An 18,233-nucleotide genomic window follows, 5' to 3' on the forward strand; every position below is an offset into this window, starting at 1 on the left:
TGAATGGTGCTTTCATTACAGTTACGAAAAAGCCTACTCGTTAGATACTTTAGCTATACGTCCTTGTTCGAGATATACGAGTAAAATGGAAACATCGGCTGGGTTGACACCTGAAATTCGAGAAGCTTGAGCAACGGAAAGAGGGCGAACTTCCTTCAGTTTTTGACGTGCTTCATTTGCCAGGCCATGAATGGCGTCATAATCGATGTTTTCAGGGATCTTCTTGTTTTCCATTTTTTTCAAACGATCTACTTGCTGTAAGGACTTTTGGATATATCCTTCGTACTTCACTTGTATTTCAACCTGTTCTGCTACATCAGGTCCCAATTCCGTTTCAGGAGGAACCAAAAGGTGAACATGTTCATAGGTCATTTCCGGACGTTTCAGCAAATCCGACGCCCGGATTCCATCTTTCAGCTCAGTGCCACCAGCATTTTTTATCGTTTCCTGTACCAAGGCAGTCGGCTTGATGAAGATTGACTGTAATCGTTCTTTTTCCGCTTCGATCTGCTGTTTCTTCAACTGGAATTTCTCATAGCGATCTGGCGAAATCAAGCCAATCTCATGACCTATCTCCGTTAATCGAAGATCTGCATTATCATGGCGCAGGAGTAATCGATATTCTGCACGGGAAGTCAACAGACGATAAGGTTCATTTGTCCCCTTCGTTACAAGATCGTCAATAAGGACACCGATATAGGCATCTGAACGTCCTAGGATGAGATTTTCTCTTCCAAGGGCACGCAGACCTGCATTGATACCAGCCATAATTCCTTGACCTGCCGCTTCTTCATACCCTGAAGTACCATTGATCTGGCCAGCGGTATATAGGTTCTGCACCTTTTTGGTTTCAAGTGTCGGCCATAGTTGAGTCGGTACAATCGCATCATATTCGATGGCATATCCCGCTCTCATCATCTGTACATTCTCAAGACCAGGGATGGTGGAAAGGATTCTTCGCTGCACTTCCTCCGGCAAGCTTGTGGAAAGACCTTGCACATAAACTTCCTGAGTATTTCTGCCTTCCGGCTCCAAGAAGATTTGATGTCGGGGCTTGTCGTTAAAGCGGACAATTTTATCTTCAATGGATGGGCAATACCTTGGCCCCGTTCCTTTGATCATGCCTGAGTACATCGGGGAACGGTGCAGATTTTCATCAATCAATGCATGCGTTTCAGGACTTGTATAAGTCAACCAGCAAGGAAGCTGATCGGTGATATATTCGGTCGTTTCATAAGAAAACGCTCTTGGAACATCATCCCCCGGCTGAATCTCTGTTTTACTGTAGTCAATGGTGGAACTGTTAACACGAGGTGGCGTACCTGTTTTGAATCGCGCCAATTCAAACCCAAGTTCCTCCAGGTGTTCGGAAAGCTTAATGGAAGGCTGCTGGTTGTTCGGTCCGCTCTGATATTGCAGGTCACCCATTATTATTTTTCCCCGCAGATAAGTTCCCGTCGTGATAACAACTGTTTTGGATTCATATATGGCACCGGTTTGGGTGAGAACACCTTTACAGACGCCATCTTCCACGATCAATTTCTCGACCATTCCTTGCAACAGGGTAATGTTCGGTTCATTTTCAATCGTTTTCTTCATCTCATGCTGATACAGGAATTTGTCAGCCTGGGCACGCAAAGCACGTACCGCAGGGCCCTTCCCTGTATTCAACATTCGCATCTGAATATGGGTTTTATCGATATTCTTACCCATCTCTCCGCCTAGCGCATCGATTTCGCGCACAACAATTCCTTTTGCTGGTCCCCCAACAGAAGGATTACATGGCATAAATGCCACCATATCAAGATTGATGGTGATCATGAGCGTTTTCGCTCCCAATCTTGCCGAGGCGAGGCCCGCTTCGACTCCGGCGTGCCCCGCTCCAATTACTATGACATCATAGGAACCTGCATGATATTCCATGTTTGTTCCCTCCTCTTCTATTTACCTAAACAAAATTGTGAAAATAACTGATCAATCAAGCTCTCATGGACTGCATCGCCGATAATTTCACCGAGCAGCTCCCATGTTCGCGTCAAATCTATTTGAACGATATCAATGGGTACCCCGCTCTGTACCCCAGAGATCGCGTCCTCCAATGCCTGCTGTGCCTGTGAGAGTAATCCAATATGTCTGGAATTGGATACGTAAGTCATATCCCCAGCTTCAAGATTTCCCTGGAAAAACATCGAGGAAATCGCTTCCTCCAGCTCATCCACCCCTTCATCCTCTTTTAAAGAGGTCGTGATGACAGGATGATTCTCTGCCAAAGCTTGTACTTTTTCTAAATCTATCTTTTCATCAAGATCCGTTTTATTCACGATGACAATCACGTCCATCCCCTTCACAGCTTCAAACAGCTGCTCATCCTCGTGTGACAGAAGTTCGTTGTAGTTCAGCACAAGAAGGATCAAATCGGCCTTTTTCAATACTTCACGTGATCGCTCTACACCAATCCGCTCGACAATGTCCTCAGTCTCCCTGATTCCTGCCGTATCAACCAGGCGCAATGGGACCCCGCGCACATTCACGTACTCTTCGATAACATCTCTCGTGGTACCCGGTATATCGGTCACGATCGCCTTGTTTTCATGAACAAGGCTATTCAATAAGGAAGATTTCCCTACATTCGGTCTTCCTACAATAACCGTCGATAGGCCTTCTCTTAATATTTTACCCTGCTGGGAAGTTTGTAACAGTTTTTCCAATTCAGCTTTCACATAATTGGATTTCTCAAGTAATAACTGATGCGTCATTTCTTCCACGTCGTCATATTCCGGATAATCGATGTTCACTTCCACATGAGCCAATGTTTCCAAAATTTCCTGGCGCAGCTTCTGAATCAGCTTGGATAATCGACCTTCCATTTGTCCCAATGCCACATTCATCGCACGGTCAGTCTTTGCCCGGATCAGGTCCATGACCGCTTCTGCTTGTGAAAGATCGATTCTCCCATTTAAAAATGCCCGTTTCGTAAATTCACCCGGCTCCGCCAATCTTGCGCCTCTGCCCATTACAAGCTGAAGGAGCTTGTTTACTGAAACCAAGCCGCCATGACAGTTTATTTCGATTACATCTTCTCTTGTAAAAGTTTTCGGCCCTCTCATTACAGAGACCATCACTTCTTCTATCGTCTGTTCTGTTTTTGGATCCACGATATGTCCGTAGTGAATGGTATGAGACGGTACGTCCTGCATCTTCTTCCCGGAGGGGCTGACAAAGATTTCATCGATGATTCGGAATGCTTCCTCACCACTCAAACGGACGATCGCAATAGCACCCTCCCCCATTGGAGTGGATATTGCTGCAATTGTATCTAGCTCATACATATCATTCACCTCATTTCTTTTATACTAGTTTCTATAATTAACTTGTTCGATCACACCACTGGTCGACCGATCCAAATTCAATCTTCTTGAATAACTAATTAAGGTTAGCATAATTCATGTCACTTTTAAAGTATTCCTCTTCGACAGTTATCCACAAAAATTTCCCGAGCGCTCATTATTCTATCATCAATTCTAACTTATCCACATGTGAATAACAACAAACAAAACTCGACGTTCGTTCTTTCCTTTCTATCATCATTTCCTAACAACAGAAATTGAAACAATTGACGCTTCATTATTTCTGCTAGCCATATTCTCTCCATTTGTTACAAACAATCCTGTTAAACACCGCTGTTGATTTCCGCACTAGGCTGCGCTTTCCGCGGGACTAGCGTGAGCCTCTTCGGCTTTGCCTGCGGGGGTCTCCACTGAACGTTGCCTTCCCGCAGGAGTCTTCGCCTATTGCTCCAATCAACAGCTAGTATTCTTAAGACAACATTTTTTTTAACAAAGCCCCACTGAAAAAAAATAGCCGTCCTCCATATTGGAAGACGGCTAGATATTATCTTGTTACTTTTTTCTTATTTGGTGTGATGACAAGCGATCTGTTCGGTTCTTTTCCTACAGAGTAGGTTTCCACTTCCGGATAACGCGAAATAATCGAGTGCATCACTTTACGTTCAAAGGACGGCATTGGTTCGAGATGAACTTCCTGTTTCGTCTTCATCGCTTTTTGCGCCAATCTCTCTGCCAGCTGTTCAAGCGTTTCACGGCGCTTTTCACGATATCCTTCTGCGTCTATCTCAACAGATAGATACTGGTTCGAGTAGCGATTTGCAACAATTTGTGTCAAATATTGAAGAGAATTGAGGGTTTGTCCCCTTTTCCCAATGATCAGAGCAGTCTTTTCCCCACTGATGGAGATAAAGATGTTCCTGCCTTCGACCTTGGTCTCCAATTCTGCGACAATGTTCATTTCTGTCAGAACTTTTTTCAAGAAATTCGTTGATTCTTCAATTGGATCATGTTTCAACTTAACGGTTACAATACTTGGTTTGGTACCAAACAGTCCGAATAATCCTTTTTTGCCTTCTTCAACGATTGTTATGTCTGCACGGTCTCTAGTTGTGTTTAGTTGAGTTAAAGCAGATAGGACAGCTTCCTCGACAGATGGACCAGTTGCAGTTATTTCTCTCACTTTTTCGTTCCTCCTGCAGTTCCAGTAGCCGCTGCTTTTCTCAGCTCTGGTCCCTTAATAAAGTAAGTTTGTGCAATCATAAATAAGTTACCGACTACCCAGTATAAGGATAGTGCAGATGGGAAGTTAAATGCGAACACCACGATCATCACCGGCATGATATATAGCATCATCGTCATCTGCGGGTTGTTCTCCATCCCTGCCATCATGATTTTTTGCTGAATGAAAGTTGTGATCCCAGCAACAACCGGCAGAATAAAGTAAGGATCCTTGTCACCAAGGTCAAACCATAGGAAGTTGTGTTCCGCAATTTCACGGGTACGAGTAATTGCATGGAAGAAACCAATCAGAATCGGCATTTGCACCAATAACGGGAAACATCCAGCAAGCGGATTTACTCCATGCTTTTGGAAAAGTCCCATCGTTTCCTGCTGCAGCTTCTGCTGAGTCTTTTGATCTTTGGAGCTATATTTTTCACGAAGTGCCTTCATTTCAGGCTGCAGTGCTTGCATCGCCTTCGTGTTTTTCGTTTGTTTGATCATTAATGGTAGAATCGCAAATCGAATTAACAATGTTACAATAATAATGGATAGTCCATAATCATTTCCAAGTAATGTTGCAAAGTACGTGATTAACCAAGATAGCGGGTACACTATGTACTCATTCCAAAAGCCTTCACTTTCTTTTGTGATCGGCTGGTTGATTTCCGTACAGCCTGTTAGTAAGACTACAAGTCCAACAAGGCCCATTAGTAGCCATATTCGTTTTTTCAACCTCTTTTTCCTCCTTTTTGCGCAAAAAAAATAATTCCTATTACATCCTACCACTTTTATTCGAATAATTGAATAAAGGACCGGACCCTGACAAAATTTTTACATGTTTCCTGACAAATTGCTGTACTACCGTTTCTTTTTGGAAAGCATCGGGAGCTTTCTGATGATATGCTGCAGACTCTTCTGCACTTCCTCATAGCTCATATCCGCCGAAGGCTTTCGGGCAATTACAACAATGTCTACATATCCAGGGAGCTGCTCTTTCATTTCCAGAAAAGCCTGGCGAACCAATCGCTTAATTCGATTTCTCGTAACCGCGTTTCCAATCTTCTTACTCACTGACAGGCCGATCCGAAATTCGGGCTGCTCTTTTTTTTCAAGTGTGTAAATTACAAATTGTCGATTTGCCATGGACTTTCCACCCTGGAACACATGTTGAAATTCTTTGTTCTTTTTGATTCTTTGTTCCTTCTTCACATGTGGTCCCCCTGTCGCAGCAATTTCTAATTTGAATATTTTACGTCGTTCTTCCACATTCTTTCTAAATAAATGCGAAATCATAACAATTTTCTTCTTAAAATAGTAAAAAAGACCACTGACAGTCAGTGGCCTTATGCGGATAATACTTTTCTTCCCTTACGACGACGGCGCGCAAGCACTTTACGTCCGTTAGCAGAACTCATACGCTCACGGAAACCGTGTACCTTACTACGTTTACGCTTATTTGGTTGAAACGTTCTTTTCATTACTATGACACCTCCCTGAGGATTACCTTTTAGATTATCGAAAAACATGCTTCACATGTATGATCATCATACCACAATAGCCGTTTTTCACTCTCTCGTGGAAAGTCTTGCTTTCCTATAATATAAATTTTAACAGACAGTCTTATCAATTATAGAGAAAATACCATCGGAATGTCAACTTCCCAATAGTTAGTATAAATTCCTTCGCGATTTAAAGCAACCTTTTCTTTTAAATAGTAAAAAGTAACCAAAAAATATCCTAGGACTTCATTTCATTTTACAAGAGTCTACCATGATAATTTAATATCCTCATTAAACACCCCTGGTGATTTCCGTTTCAGGCGTTCGCTTTCCGCGGGCGGCCTCGGGAGCCTCCTCGGCGCTTTGCGCCTGTGGGGTCTCCCTTGACACGCTCCTCCCGCAGGAGTCTCACGCCTTCCTCTCCAATCACCAGGGGGCGAACATAAATAATCTTATGCTTTTCTAGTTCCTCTCCGATATTGCTGAATAATTTCTAGAAATATTTCGAAACAACTTTTTTCTATATAAGGAAAAAAGCAAAATCAGTGACTTCAACTTTAACAAAACTAGCTCCTAAATTCGTAAGATCGTAGGTTAATATGGTTAGAATTTAATAAATCAACCAAATCAGAGCTACACGAAAGGAACTAGTCATTAAGAAGGATGTCACAAAAAGTGTAGGCTTAGACACTTTAAAAGAAAATATTGCGATTACTGTTGGTGTCGAGTAAAAAAGAGGGCTCTTAATAGCTACAAAGATTTCATACAAGAAAGGAAACTTTGTTAAAGAATAGCGTATTTTATGTCTCTAGCTGGTGATTGGAGCAATAGGCGAAGACTCCTGCGGGAGGCAGCGGTAGGCTTGAGACCCCACAGGGCGAAGCCCGAGGAGGCTCAAGCACCGCCCCGCGGAAAGCGTAGCCTAGTGCGGAAATCACCAGCGGTGTTTAACGCAACAAAATAAATCCCCAAAAAAACAGATCCCAGCAAAATTCTCCCTCTGCATACAACATTTTTCCAACCTGTGAATAACTTTTTTCGAGTTTTTTCGTCATCCACAACAGTTATCGACAAGGTTTACACAGTATCTTGTGTTGTGGAAAACTTTTCTCCACAAGATGTGTCGATTGTGGATAATCAGAAAAAGACGTTGCAACAAAAGGTTTTATTTGATATTATTATTGTGTTTTCACTCTTAATAATTATTAACATAAAAATAGTTATCAACAGATTGTGGATAAGATGTGGACAGTTATTCAAGGTTGTGTGTAAACATTTGTCCACAGAACGGTTTTTTTGTCGAAAACTACTTTTCTACTATATTATATGTTATGCACAGTATACGAATGAATAAACATACAACAGGTGTTTTTCTCAAGAAGGTTTGTTAAACAAAACTTGTACAGATAAGCACCTTATTTATTTTGGATGAAATCTGGCAAGTAGGTTGCAGAACTGCAGCCTGGCTTACTCAACCTTGAATGAGCGCTGAAATGATGGCTTCATCCAGCGGAATACAGGAACATCTATGGTGAAAATTATATAGAGATAAAGAGAAAGGGGGATACACGTTGAAAAATATATCGGATTTGTGGGAGAAGGCCCTCAAGGAAATTGAGAAGAAAATCAGCAAGCCGAGCTTCGAAACATGGCTGAAGTCTACGAAGGCTCATTCTCTCAAAGGGGACAACCTCGTCATTACAGCACCAAACGAGTTTGCCCGTGACTGGCTGGAGTCCAGATATTCCAACCTGATCGGAGAAACCATCACAGATATAACCGGGGAAGAACTGACAATCAAATTTATCATTCCTCAAAATCAATCGGACGAGGATCTTGAAATCAAAACTCCTCCGGCCAAGATGAAAAAGGACGAGGATCCGATTGAAATTCCACAGAATATGCTTAACCCGAAATATACGTTTGACACTTTTGTAATCGGTTCGGGGAACAGATTTGCCCATGCCGCTTCATTAGCAGTGGCGGAAGCGCCTGCCAAAGCCTATAATCCCTTGTTTATCTATGGGGGAGTTGGACTTGGTAAAACCCACTTAATGCACGCCATCGGTCATTATGTAATCGAGCATAACCCTGGTGCGAAAGTGGTATACTTGTCCTCCGAAAAATTCACAAACGAGTTCATCAATTCAATCCGGGACAATAAAGCCGTTGATTTCCGCAATAAATATCGCAGTGTCGATGTGCTATTAATCGATGATATTCAGTTCCTTGCCGGAAAAGAACAGACACAAGAGGAGTTCTTCCATACTTTTAATACGCTTCATGAGGAAAGCAAACAGATTGTCATCTCGAGTGACCGGCCTCCAAAAGAGATCCCGACACTGGAGGACAGGCTGCGTTCCCGTTTTGAATGGGGATTGATCACTGATATTACTCCGCCAGACCTGGAAACGCGTATTGCCATTCTGCGCAAAAAAGCGAAAGCGGAAGGATTGGACATTCCGAATGAAGTTATGCTTTATATTGCAAATCAAATTGATTCCAATATCCGTGAACTTGAGGGAGCACTTATTCGCGTTGTCGCATATTCTTCTTTGATCAATAAGGATATTAATGCCGATCTTGCTGCGGAAGCTTTGAAGGATATCATTCCTAGCTCCAAACCAAGGGTGGTAACCATTCATGATATTCAGCGGACAGTCGGAGAGGAATATAATGTGAAGCTTGAGGATTTCAAAGCTAAGAAGCGTACGAAATCTGTTGCTTTTCCAAGGCAGATTGCCATGTATCTCTCGCGCGAACTTACTGATTTCTCCCTTCCTAAGATAGGGGAGGAGTTTGGCGGCCGTGATCATACGACCGTTATTCATGCTCATGAAAAGATCTCGAATCTTGTTCAAACAGATACATTACTGCAAAAACAGATTCAATCGATTGCAGAGCAATTAAAGAACTAAAAGAATGGAACGTGGATTGTGTGTATAACTCAGACATAGTTAACAACAGTTTGTCCACATGTGAATAACTGCCGTTTCATCAAGAAATGCCACTTATCCACAAATTCACAGGCCCTACTATTACTTCTACTATTTTTTATTAATAAATATATATAAAAAGACCTGCAATTAGAGGAGGATAACGATGAAATTTATTATCCAACGAGACAAGTTGGTTCAAAGTGTACAAGACGTGCTAAAAGCTGTTTCATCACGTACTACGATTCCCATTCTTACTGGTATTAAGATTGTCGCAACAGAAGAGGGAGTAACCCTGACAGGGAGCGATTCCGATATCTCCATCGAGTCATTCATCCCGAATGAAGAGGATGGAACGGAAAATGTAGAAGTGAAAGCTTCTGGAAGCGTGGTCCTGCAAGCTCGTTTCTTTAGTGAAATCATCAAGAAATTACCGATGGATACTGTGGAGCTTGAAGTTCAAAACCAATTTGTTACAACCATTAGATCTGGTAAATCCGAATTCAATCTAAACGGTCAAGATGCTGCGGAATACCCTCATCTTCCTCAAATTGAAGAAGACAGTGTGTTCAAGCTCCCTACTGATCTGTTGAAAAATATTATTCGACAAACGGTTTTTGCAGTGTCCACCTCAGAAACACGCCCTATCTTGACAGGTGTAAACTGGAAGCTTGAAAACCATGAGTTGACCTGTATTGCAACAGATAGTCATCGATTGGCATTGCGTAAGGCAAAAATCGATGCAGAAAACAATCTTGCTTGTAATGTAGTGATCCCGGGTAAAAGCTTAAATGAATTAAATAAGATCCTTGATGACACAAATGAACTGCTCGATATCGTTATTACAGATAACCAAGTCCTGTTCAAAGCTAAAAACATTCTATTTTTCTCTCGTTTGCTTGATGGGAACTATCCGGATACATCCCGTTTGATACCGGCAGAAAGCAAAACGGATATCACAGTTTCTACAAAAGAGTTCCTTCAAGCCATCGATCGTGCATCCTTGCTTGCAAGAGAGGGAAGAAACAATGTCGTAAAACTCGCCACCTTGGAACAGAGCGCTTTGGAGATCTCCTCCAATTCCCCTGAAGTAGGGAAGGTAGTGGAGCAGGTACAAGGCAACTCAGTGGAGGGAGAAGAATTAAAAATCTCCTTTAGTGCAAAATATATGATGGATGCGTTAAAAGCCCTCGAAGGAAATGAAATACAAATCAATTTCACAGGTGCTATGCGACCATTCCTGATCAGAACGATGCATGATGATTCCATGCTTCAATTAATCTTGCCAGTCAGAACTTATTAATCCATTGATTTTAGAAAGCTACTTGCGTCAAAGCGCGGTAGCTTTCTTTTCTATAGTCACAAGTTTTAGTACAATAAGAGAAAGACTAAACGAAAGTGAGCGCGAAAAGATGAAGGAAATAGAAATTTCTACAGAGATAATTACGCTCGGTCAGTTCTTGAAGCTAGCCGATGTCATTCAGTCAGGTGGAATGGCCAAATGGTTCCTCCAGGAATATGAAGTAAAAGTGAACGGCGAACCTGACGATAGAAGAGGAAGAAAATTAAGAGATCAGGATATAGTGGAAATCGACGGCTTCGGAAGCTTTGTCATTATTTCGTCCTAAGATGGTGAAAAATATTGTATATTGAAGAGTTGTCCTTAAGACACTATCGCAATTATCAAAGCTTGGAAGCTGTGTTCGAGAATGGTGTGAATGTAATTCTGGGAGAGAATGCCCAAGGAAAGACAAACGTAATGGAATCCATCTATGTCCTGGCAATGGCAAAGTCGCATCGTACCTCAAGCGACAAAGATCTTATCAGTTGGGACGAAGAGTATGCTAAAATAGAAGGCAGGATACATAAAAGAAATGGACCGTTACCATTACAGCTTGTCATTTCAAAAAAAGGGAAAAAGGCAAAGAGCAACCATCTGGAACAATCGAAACTGAGTCAATATATCGGGAATATGAATATTGTTATGTTTGCGCCTGAGGATCTGACCCTTGTAAAAGGGAGTCCACAGGTGAGACGCCGGTTCATCGATATGGAGCTCGGTCAGGTTTCCCCGATCTATATGCATGATCTGGCACGCTATCAAAAGGTTTTGCAGCAGAGGAACCACTATCTGAAGCAGCTGCAGACCAGGAAGCAAAAAGACGAGACCATGCTTTTTGTTTTGACGGAACAGATGGTGGAACTTGCAGCGAAAGTGACGATCAAGCGTCTGGAGTTTATTCAGTTACTGCAAAAATGGGCACAACCAATACATAGCAGCATCAGCAGGGGGTTGGAGGAATTGACTATTATTTACAAACCCTCTATTGATCATGTATCAGAAAGCTTAAATTTGTCGAAAATGATAGAAGCATTTAACGAAAAATTTGATAAAATAAAAGATAGAGAAATTGAAAGAGGCGTCACGCTGTTTGGACCACATCGGGATGACCTGATCTTTCACGTGAACGGAAAAGAAGTGCAGACTTTCGGGTCGCAAGGACAACAACGTACTACAGCCCTTTCTTTAAAGTTGGCAGAGATTGACCTCATCTATTCCGTAGTGGGGGAATATCCTATTCTACTGTTGGATGATGTGTTATCAGAATTAGATGATTATAGACAATCCCACTTGTTGAACACGATCCAGGGAAAAGTGCAGACGTTCGTCACGACGACAAGTGTGGATGGAATAGACCATAAAACGCTGAAACAAGCAGCAACCTATGAGGTAGTCTCTGGTTCTTTAAAGAAATTGAACTGAGGTGAAGGAAGTGTACTTGCATATCGGGGAAGAGGTTATGGTACGCGCATCCAAAATTATTGCAATCTTGGACAGGCGTCTGTTGAAAACGGATTGGCAAAGCTCACTACCGACAGGGGCGGCCCAATCCATCAGGAATATCAGCAAGCATGATGTAAAATCAGTAGTTATCACAGAAGAGATAATTTATCTATCTCCTCTAGCCTCTACAACCTTAAAGAAAAGAATGGACACTTCCTTGGAAGAGTTATTTCTTAAAATATAGCTTGCTAGCCTAAGGAGTCATACTCTTTGATGCGCGATGCTCGGATTGAAATAAAAAGTGAAGGTGATAGATATGGCGATGGACCAAAAAGAAATGCAAGAAAATACGTATGATGAGAGTCAGATACAGGTACTTGAAGGATTGGAAGCTGTTCGGAAAAGACCTGGTATGTATATCGGTTCTACAAGCGCAAAAGGATTACACCACCTCGTATGGGAAATTGTCGACAACAGTATTGATGAAGCCCTGGCTGGATACTGTTCCGAAATCAATGTCATTGTGGAAAAGGACAACAGCATTACTGTAAAGGATAACGGGCGAGGAATCCCTGTTGGAATCCATGAAAAGATGGGACGACCTGCAGTTGAGGTAATTATGACCGTTCTTCATGCCGGCGGAAAATTCGGCGGCGGAGGCTACAAGGTTTCCGGAGGCCTGCATGGTGTAGGTGCTTCTGTTGTAAACGCACTTTCTTCTGATCTGGAAATCTACGTTCACCGTGATGGCAGCATCCATTATCAACAGTTTAAAAAAGGTGTTCCACAGGAAGATCTGAAAATCATTGGGGAAACCGAGGTTACCGGTACGATTATCCATTTTATCCCAGATTCGGAAATTTTCACAGAAACGCTTGAATATGACTACGATACACTTGCACACCGTCTTCGTGAGCTTGCATTCCTTAATAGAGGAATCCGTATCACGATTGATGATAAGAGAGTCGAGGAAGGCAAAAAGAATGAATACTACTATGAGGGCGGAATCGCATCATATGTAGAGCATTTAAACCGTACAAAAGAAGTCATCCATGAAGAAGTGGTGTTTGTGGAAGGGGAAAAGGACGGAATCTCCATCGAGGTTGCCCTTCAGTACAATGAAAGCTACACAAGCAACCTTTACTCATTTGCCAATAACATTAATACCTATGAGGGCGGAACGCATGAATCAGGGTTTAAAACCGCTCTTACACGAGTAATCAACGACTATGCGCGTAAACATAATATCTTTAAAGATGCAGACAGCAACCTCACCGGTGAGGATGTTCGTGAAGGCTTGACTGCCATCGTATCCATCAAACATCCAGATCCACAATTTGAAGGTCAAACGAAAACAAAGCTCGGTAACAGTGAAGCACGTACCGTTACGGACTCGGTCTTCACCGAGAAATTCGAAGGCTTCTTATTGGAAAACCCATCTGCTGCGAGAAAGATCGTTGATAAAGGGTTGATGGCTTCCCGTGCTAGAATGGCTGCGAAAAAAGCCAGAGAACTTACAAGAAGAAAAAGCGCCCTGGAAATCTCCAGCTTACCTGGTAAATTGGCGGACTGCTCATCCAAAGATCCGGCTATCAGCGAATTGTATGTGGTAGAGGGTGACTCTGCAGGTGGCTCTGCTAAACAGGGACGCGACCGTCATTTCCAGGCCATCCTTCCTTTACGTGGAAAAATAATAAACGTAGAAAAAGCGAGACTGGACAAAATTCTATCCAACAATGAGATTCGTGCGATTATCACTGCACTTGGAACCGGAATAGGCGAGGATTTTGATATTTCAAAAGCAAGATACCATAAGATTGTCATTATGACAGATGCGGATGTCGATGGTGCGCATATCCGTACCCTTTTATTGACATTCTTCTACCGTTACATGCGCCAAATCATTGAGCATGGATATATCTATATCGCCCAGCCGCCACTATATAAAGTGCAACAGGGCAAAAAGATTGAATATGCCTATAATGACAGACAGCTTGAAGAGGTTCTGGCTACCATGTCGGAAAACCCGAAGCCAGGAATCCAGCGCTATAAGGGTCTTGGAGAGATGAATCCTGGCCAGTTATGGGAAACCACAATGGATCCGGTAACAAGAACATTGCTTCAGGTCAGTCTGCAGGATGCCATTGAAGCGGATGAAACATTCGAAATCCTGATGGGTGATAAAGTGGAACCAAGAAGAAACTTTATCCAGGATAATGCCCGTTACGTGAAAAACCTGGATATTTAAGGACCGCCCTGATTTATCCATTTGTGAATAAAAGATTTTTGCAGGATAGGGTGCCTATCCTGCTGGTTACATAGGGCGAATTCGGTGTGAAACTGAATTTCGCAAGGAGGTTCATATTATATGTCTCAAGTTAAAGAAATTAATATCAGTCAGGAAATGAAAACGTCCTTTCTGGATTACGCGATGAGCGTTATCGTTTCCCGTGCCCTTCCTGATGTTCGTGACGGCTTGAAGCCTGTTCATCGACGCATTCTTTATGCAATGAACGATTTGGGAATGACTGCGGATAAAGCCTATAAAAAATCTGCCCGTATCGTAGGGGAAGTTATCGGGAAGTACCACCCTCATGGTGACTCTGCTGTGTATGACACCATGGTACGTATGGCGCAGGACTTCAACTTCCGTTACATGCTGATAGATGGCCATGGAAACTTCGGTTCGGTCGATGGCGACGCTGCAGCGGCCATGCGTTATACCGAGGCGAGGATGTCCAAAATCGCCATGGAAATTCTGCGTGACATCAATAAGGATACGATTGACTATCAAGATAACTATGATGGATCGGAAAGAGAGCCAGTTGTACTTCCTGCAAGATTCCCAAACCTTTTGGTGAACGGTGCATCGGGTATCGCAGTTGGGATGGCAACCAATATTCCGCCACATCAACTTGGAGAAATCATTGACGGAGTTCTGGCTGTAAGTAGAGATCCTGAAATTACAATTCCGGAGTTGATGGAAATCATCCCTGGTCCGGACTTCCCTACCGCTGGACAAATACTTGGCAGAAGCGGCATCCGACGTGCTTACGAAACAGGACGAGGCTCCATTACGATTCGTGCAAAAGTTGAAATCGAAACAAAGCCGAATGGAAGAGAAGTAATCCTTGTTCATGAATTGCCATATCAAGTAAACAAAGCCAGGCTGATTGAAAAAATTGCGGATCTGGTTCGTGACAAAAAGATTGAAGGTATTTCCGATCTTCGTGATGAATCAGACCGTAATGGTATGCGTATCGTCATGGAAGTGAAGAAGGATGCCAATGCGAACGTCCTTTTAAATAACCTGTACAAACAGACGTCCCTGCAAACCAGCTTCGGTATAAACATGCTGGCTCTTGTTAATGGAGAACCGAAAGTATTAAACCTGAAGCAGTGCTTGTACCACTATCTGGAGCATCAAAAAGTAGTCATCAAACGTAGAACAGCGTTCGAACTTCGTAAAGCCGAAGCGCGTGCCCATATCCTAGAAGGGTTGCGTATTGCACTCGACCACCTGGATGCGGTCATTACATTGATCAGAAGCTCCCAGACAGCTGATATTGCACGTGAAGGCTTAATGACGGAATTCTCCTTATCGGAAAAACAGGCTCAGGCTATTTTGGACATGCGTCTACAGCGTCTAACAGGCTTAGAGCGTGAAAAAATCGAAGAAGAATATCAAGGCCTTATGCAGCTTATTGCGGAACTGAAGGCAATCCTTGCAGATGAAGAGAAAGTACTTGAAATTATCCGCGAAGAGTTGACAGAGGTAAAAGAACGCTTCAATGATAATCGTCGTACGGAAATCATGGTCGGCGGTCTTGAAGCAATCGAGGATGAGGATCTGATCCCACGCCAGAATGTTGTAATAACCTTGACTCATAATGGCTATATCAAGCGACTCCCACTTTCCACTTACCGCAGTCAGCGAAGAGGTGGCCGTGGAGTGCAGGGGATGGGAACAAACGAAAACGACTTTGTGGAACATCTGTTAACGACGTCCACGCATGATACGCTTTTATTCTTTACCAATAAAGGGAAAGTATACCGTGCAAAAGGTTATGAAATACCGGAATACAGCCGTACAGCAAAAGGCATCCCGATCATTAACCTCCTTGAAGTCGAAAAAGGGGAATGGATCAATGCCATTATTCCTGTAGAAGAGTTTGTCGATGATTGGTATCTCTTCTTTACTACGAAGCACGGGATTTCCAAGCGTTCCCCGTTATCTCAGTTCGCAAATATCCGTAAAGGCGGTCTGATTGCACTTGGCCTGCGTGATAACGATGAATTGATTAGTGTAAAAATGACGGACGGTACGAAGGAAATGATCATTGGAACGAAAAAAGGAATGCTCATTCGCTTCCATGAAACAGATGTTCGTTCCATGGGTAGAACGGCAACCGGTGTTAAAGGAATCACCATTTCCGATGACGATGAAGTGGTCGGCATGGAACTGCTTGAGGAGAACCTCGATGTATTGGTGGTTACGAAAAATGGTTATGGAAAACGGACTCCTGCTGAAGAGTACCGTATCCAAAGCCGTGGCGGTAAAGGTATTAAAACGTGCAACATAACAGATCGCAATGGCGAACTGGTAGCAGTAAAAACAGTGACAACCGATGAGGACCTCATGCTTATCACTGCAAGCGGCGTACTCATACGCATGTCTGTAGATGGAATTTCTCAGATGGGCCGTAATACGCAAGGGGTAAAATTGATCCGTTTAGCAGAGAACGAATTTGTTACCACTGTAGCAAGAGTTGATAAAGAAGAAGAAGGTCCCGACGATCTGGAATTGGAAGATTCCAATCTCGAAGAAGGAATTTCTGATGAAGAGGTCGAAGAATAAGAAGTGCAAATAGACTAATCCAAAGAGGAACACGCCATGTGTTCCTCTTTGTGTATAAAGAGTTAAGGAGAGGAAAGCGTGTATGTTAGTGAAAACTGAACAATTGGTGGAAGGTTGTATATTAGCTAAGGAAGTAAAATCCCTGACAACAAAACCAATCATGGCAAAACGAACAGTTCTTTCAAGTCAACATATCGAAATCTTGGAGCTTTTTTTAATAGATGAAGTCGAGATCGAAGCATTCCTTTCAAATGGACAGCCATTCAATCCGCAGCTTTTACCTGTTCGCGAGGAAAAGCCGAAAGAGGATTCCTTCCTGCAGATGTACTTCAAGGCAACGCAAAGCTATAAACGTCTGTATCAAACCTGGCAATCAGGTGCTCCTATCGATTACGCAGAGGTTCGAAAGGCGATCATCCCGATGATTGAAAAATCCTTGGTCTTTCCACAAGAGGTGTTTTCTGTCCACCATTACACCAATGAGGAAGAATACGTCTTTCACCACTCGGTTGCGGTGGCCATCATCGCAGCTTCCATTGCAAAATCCATGGGCTTCAAAAAGAAGGATATCATTCAGGTAGGCATTGCGGGATTCCTGATGGATTGCGGAATGTCCAGAATCGACCAGAAAATCTTGAAAAATGTAGCCGTATTAAAGAAAGAAGAGTTTGACCAGATAAAAGAACACCCGATTTTCAGTTATCAGATGGTGAGCAAGCAGCCTGTCATACAAGATGAGATCAAGCTCGCAGTACTGCAGCATCATGAACGGTATGACAAAAGCGGCTATCCTTTTGGGCTATCGGAGGATAAAATACACGATTATACAAAAATACTGGCTGTTGCCGATGTTTTTCACGCAATGACCTCTCCAAGAAAGTATCGAAGCAAGCAGTCACCTTTCAAAGTAATCGAGCAACTAAAGCACGAAACTTTCGGAAAGTATGATCTGGCTGTCGTTCAAGCACTGACAAACAGTGTATGCAAAATAAGCGTAGGCGCAAAATTGAGACTATCAAACCGAAAAATTGTGGATGTGGTATTCATTGATCCAGCGACCCCAACAAGGCCGATGGTAAGAATAGAAGGCAGTGAACAATTTATCTCCTTGAATCAGGAGTTGGATCTTTTTGTAGAAGAGATTATCAAATAGGGAATCAACTTATTATCATACGTTGTTGAAAATTATAAGGGTCCCGCTGCCGTCTAGCAGCGGGACCCTCTTTTTTCATCTTTGAAAATAATTTAATCATATATTAAAAAAGTAATTGCATCAGGACAAACACCGTGCTATAATCAATCAAGTCAGCAACACAAGCAATTGTGAATAACATTCTTCGAAAAAAGAATTTCAAAAAAACGTTGACTTAAAATAATGATTTGTGTTATATTAAAGGGGTCGCTTTTAACAAAGCTTCTACCGAAAGAGCTCTTTGAAAACTAAACAAAACAACAGCGTCCACGTTAATCTTATAGGGATTAACAAAGAACGAAAATGTAACATAAGCTAGTCAACATTTGAGCATAAGCTCAAACTCTTTATTGGAGAGTTTGATCCTGGCTCAGGATGAACGCTGGCGGCGTGCC

14 protein-coding genes are annotated in these 18,233 nt (G+C 42.6%); 8 read left to right on the forward strand and 6 right to left on the reverse strand.

Annotation, left to right across the window (positions count from 1 at the left end):
* Positions 1-33: 33 nt before the first annotated feature.
* The 6 genes from mnmG to rpmH form a co-directional block, all read right to left on the reverse strand.
* The gene (gene mnmG, locus ACFVAD_RS21025; protein ID WP_386644806.1) at positions 34-1,923 is read right to left on the reverse strand and encodes a tRNA uridine-5-carboxymethylaminomethyl(34) synthesis enzyme MnmG; all 1,890 of its coding nucleotides are present in this window, start codon (positions 1,921-1,923) and stop codon (positions 34-36) included.
* A gap of 17 nt (positions 1,924-1,940) precedes the next feature.
* Positions 1,941-3,329 (reverse strand): tRNA uridine-5-carboxymethylaminomethyl(34) synthesis GTPase MnmE, encoded by a 1,389-nt coding sequence (gene mnmE, locus ACFVAD_RS21030; protein WP_386644809.1) that lies wholly within the window; start codon positions 3,327-3,329, stop codon positions 1,941-1,943.
* 562 nt (positions 3,330-3,891) lie between these two features.
* Positions 3,892-4,527, reverse strand: coding sequence for an RNA-binding cell elongation regulator Jag/EloR (gene jag, locus ACFVAD_RS21035; protein ID WP_386644812.1), 636 nt, complete (start codon positions 4,525-4,527; stop codon positions 3,892-3,894).
* Positions 4,524-5,300, reverse strand: coding sequence for a YidC family membrane integrase SpoIIIJ (gene spoIIIJ, locus ACFVAD_RS21040; protein WP_386644815.1), 777 nt, complete (start codon positions 5,298-5,300; stop codon positions 4,524-4,526). Before spoIIIJ ends, jag begins: the two co-directional genes overlap by 4 nt.
* Before the next feature lie 126 nt (positions 5,301-5,426).
* A complete protein-coding gene (gene rnpA / locus ACFVAD_RS21045; RefSeq protein ID WP_386644818.1) occupies positions 5,427-5,777 on the reverse strand; it encodes a ribonuclease P protein component in 351 nt (116 codons plus the stop codon).
* Positions 5,778-5,911: 134 nt separating this feature from the next.
* Complete coding sequence (rpmH, locus tag ACFVAD_RS21050; protein ID WP_078378436.1) at positions 5,912-6,046, reverse strand: 50S ribosomal protein L34; 135 nt, start codon at positions 6,044-6,046, stop codon at positions 5,912-5,914.
* 1,592 nt (positions 6,047-7,638) lie between these two features.
* Between rpmH and dnaA the strand changes: the two genes are divergently transcribed.
* The 8 genes from dnaA to ACFVAD_RS21090 all read left to right on the forward strand — a co-directional run bounded on the left by dnaA (position 7,639) and on the right by ACFVAD_RS21090 (position 17,799).
* Positions 7,639-8,985: a chromosomal replication initiator protein DnaA gene (gene dnaA / locus ACFVAD_RS21055; RefSeq protein WP_386644823.1), complete on the forward strand. Its 1,347-nt coding sequence runs from the start codon at positions 7,639-7,641 to the stop codon at positions 8,983-8,985.
* A 184-nt stretch (positions 8,986-9,169) separates the two neighbouring features.
* On the forward strand, positions 9,170-10,306 hold the full coding sequence (gene dnaN, locus ACFVAD_RS21060; protein ID WP_386644826.1) for a DNA polymerase III subunit beta: 1,137 nt from the start codon (positions 9,170-9,172) through the stop codon (positions 10,304-10,306).
* 109 nt (positions 10,307-10,415) lie between these two features.
* On the forward strand, positions 10,416-10,631 hold the full coding sequence (gene yaaA, locus ACFVAD_RS21065) for a S4 domain-containing protein YaaA (protein WP_386644829.1): 216 nt from the start codon (positions 10,416-10,418) through the stop codon (positions 10,629-10,631).
* 14 nt (positions 10,632-10,645) lie between these two features.
* Positions 10,646-11,767 carry a DNA replication/repair protein RecF gene (recF, locus tag ACFVAD_RS21070; protein ID WP_386644832.1) on the forward strand — a complete coding sequence of 374 codons (1,122 nt, stop codon included), beginning with the start codon at positions 10,646-10,648 and terminating at the stop codon, positions 11,765-11,767.
* 10 nt (positions 11,768-11,777) lie between these two features.
* The gene (gene remB / locus ACFVAD_RS21075) at positions 11,778-12,032 is read left to right on the forward strand and encodes an extracellular matrix regulator RemB (protein WP_386644835.1); all 255 of its coding nucleotides are present in this window, start codon (positions 11,778-11,780) and stop codon (positions 12,030-12,032) included.
* A 78-nt stretch (positions 12,033-12,110) separates the two neighbouring features.
* Positions 12,111-14,036 carry a DNA topoisomerase (ATP-hydrolyzing) subunit B gene (gene gyrB / locus ACFVAD_RS21080; protein WP_386644850.1) on the forward strand — a complete coding sequence of 642 codons (1,926 nt, stop codon included), beginning with the start codon at positions 12,111-12,113 and terminating at the stop codon, positions 14,034-14,036.
* 120 nt (positions 14,037-14,156) lie between these two features.
* Complete coding sequence (gyrA, locus tag ACFVAD_RS21085) at positions 14,157-16,646, forward strand: DNA gyrase subunit A (protein WP_386644838.1); 2,490 nt, start codon at positions 14,157-14,159, stop codon at positions 16,644-16,646.
* An 82-nt stretch (positions 16,647-16,728) separates the two neighbouring features.
* Positions 16,729-17,799, forward strand: coding sequence for an HD-GYP domain-containing protein (locus tag ACFVAD_RS21090; RefSeq protein ID WP_386644841.1), 1,071 nt, complete (start codon positions 16,729-16,731; stop codon positions 17,797-17,799).
* Positions 17,800-18,233 lie beyond the last annotated feature (434 nt).

Origin of the sequence: Sutcliffiella sp. NPDC057660 (assembly GCF_042800035.1) — a bacterium.
GTDB lineage: Bacteria > Bacillota > Bacilli > Bacillales > Bacillaceae_I > Sutcliffiella_A.

Bases quoted from the DNA above. Each gene is read 5' to 3' on its own strand.
- mnmG (WP_386644806.1), bottom strand. From the start codon at position 1,923: ATGGAATATCATGCAGGTTCCTATGATGTCATAGTAATTGGAGCGGGG.
- mnmE (WP_386644809.1), bottom strand. From the start codon at position 3,329: ATGTATGAGCTAGATACAATTGCAGCAATATCCACTCCAATGGGGGAG.
- rpmH (WP_078378436.1), bottom strand. From the start codon at position 6,046: ATGAAAAGAACGTTTCAACCAAATAAGCGTAAACGTAGTAAGGTACAC.
- dnaN (WP_386644826.1), top strand. From the start codon at position 9,170: ATGAAATTTATTATCCAACGAGACAAGTTGGTTCAAAGTGTACAAGAC.
- yaaA (WP_386644829.1), top strand. From the start codon at position 10,416: ATGAAGGAAATAGAAATTTCTACAGAGATAATTACGCTCGGTCAGTTC.
- gyrB (WP_386644850.1), top strand. From the start codon at position 12,111: ATGGACCAAAAAGAAATGCAAGAAAATACGTATGATGAGAGTCAGATA.
- gyrA (WP_386644838.1), top strand. From the start codon at position 14,157: ATGTCTCAAGTTAAAGAAATTAATATCAGTCAGGAAATGAAAACGTCC.
- ACFVAD_RS21090 (WP_386644841.1), top strand. From the start codon at position 16,729: ATGTTAGTGAAAACTGAACAATTGGTGGAAGGTTGTATATTAGCTAAG.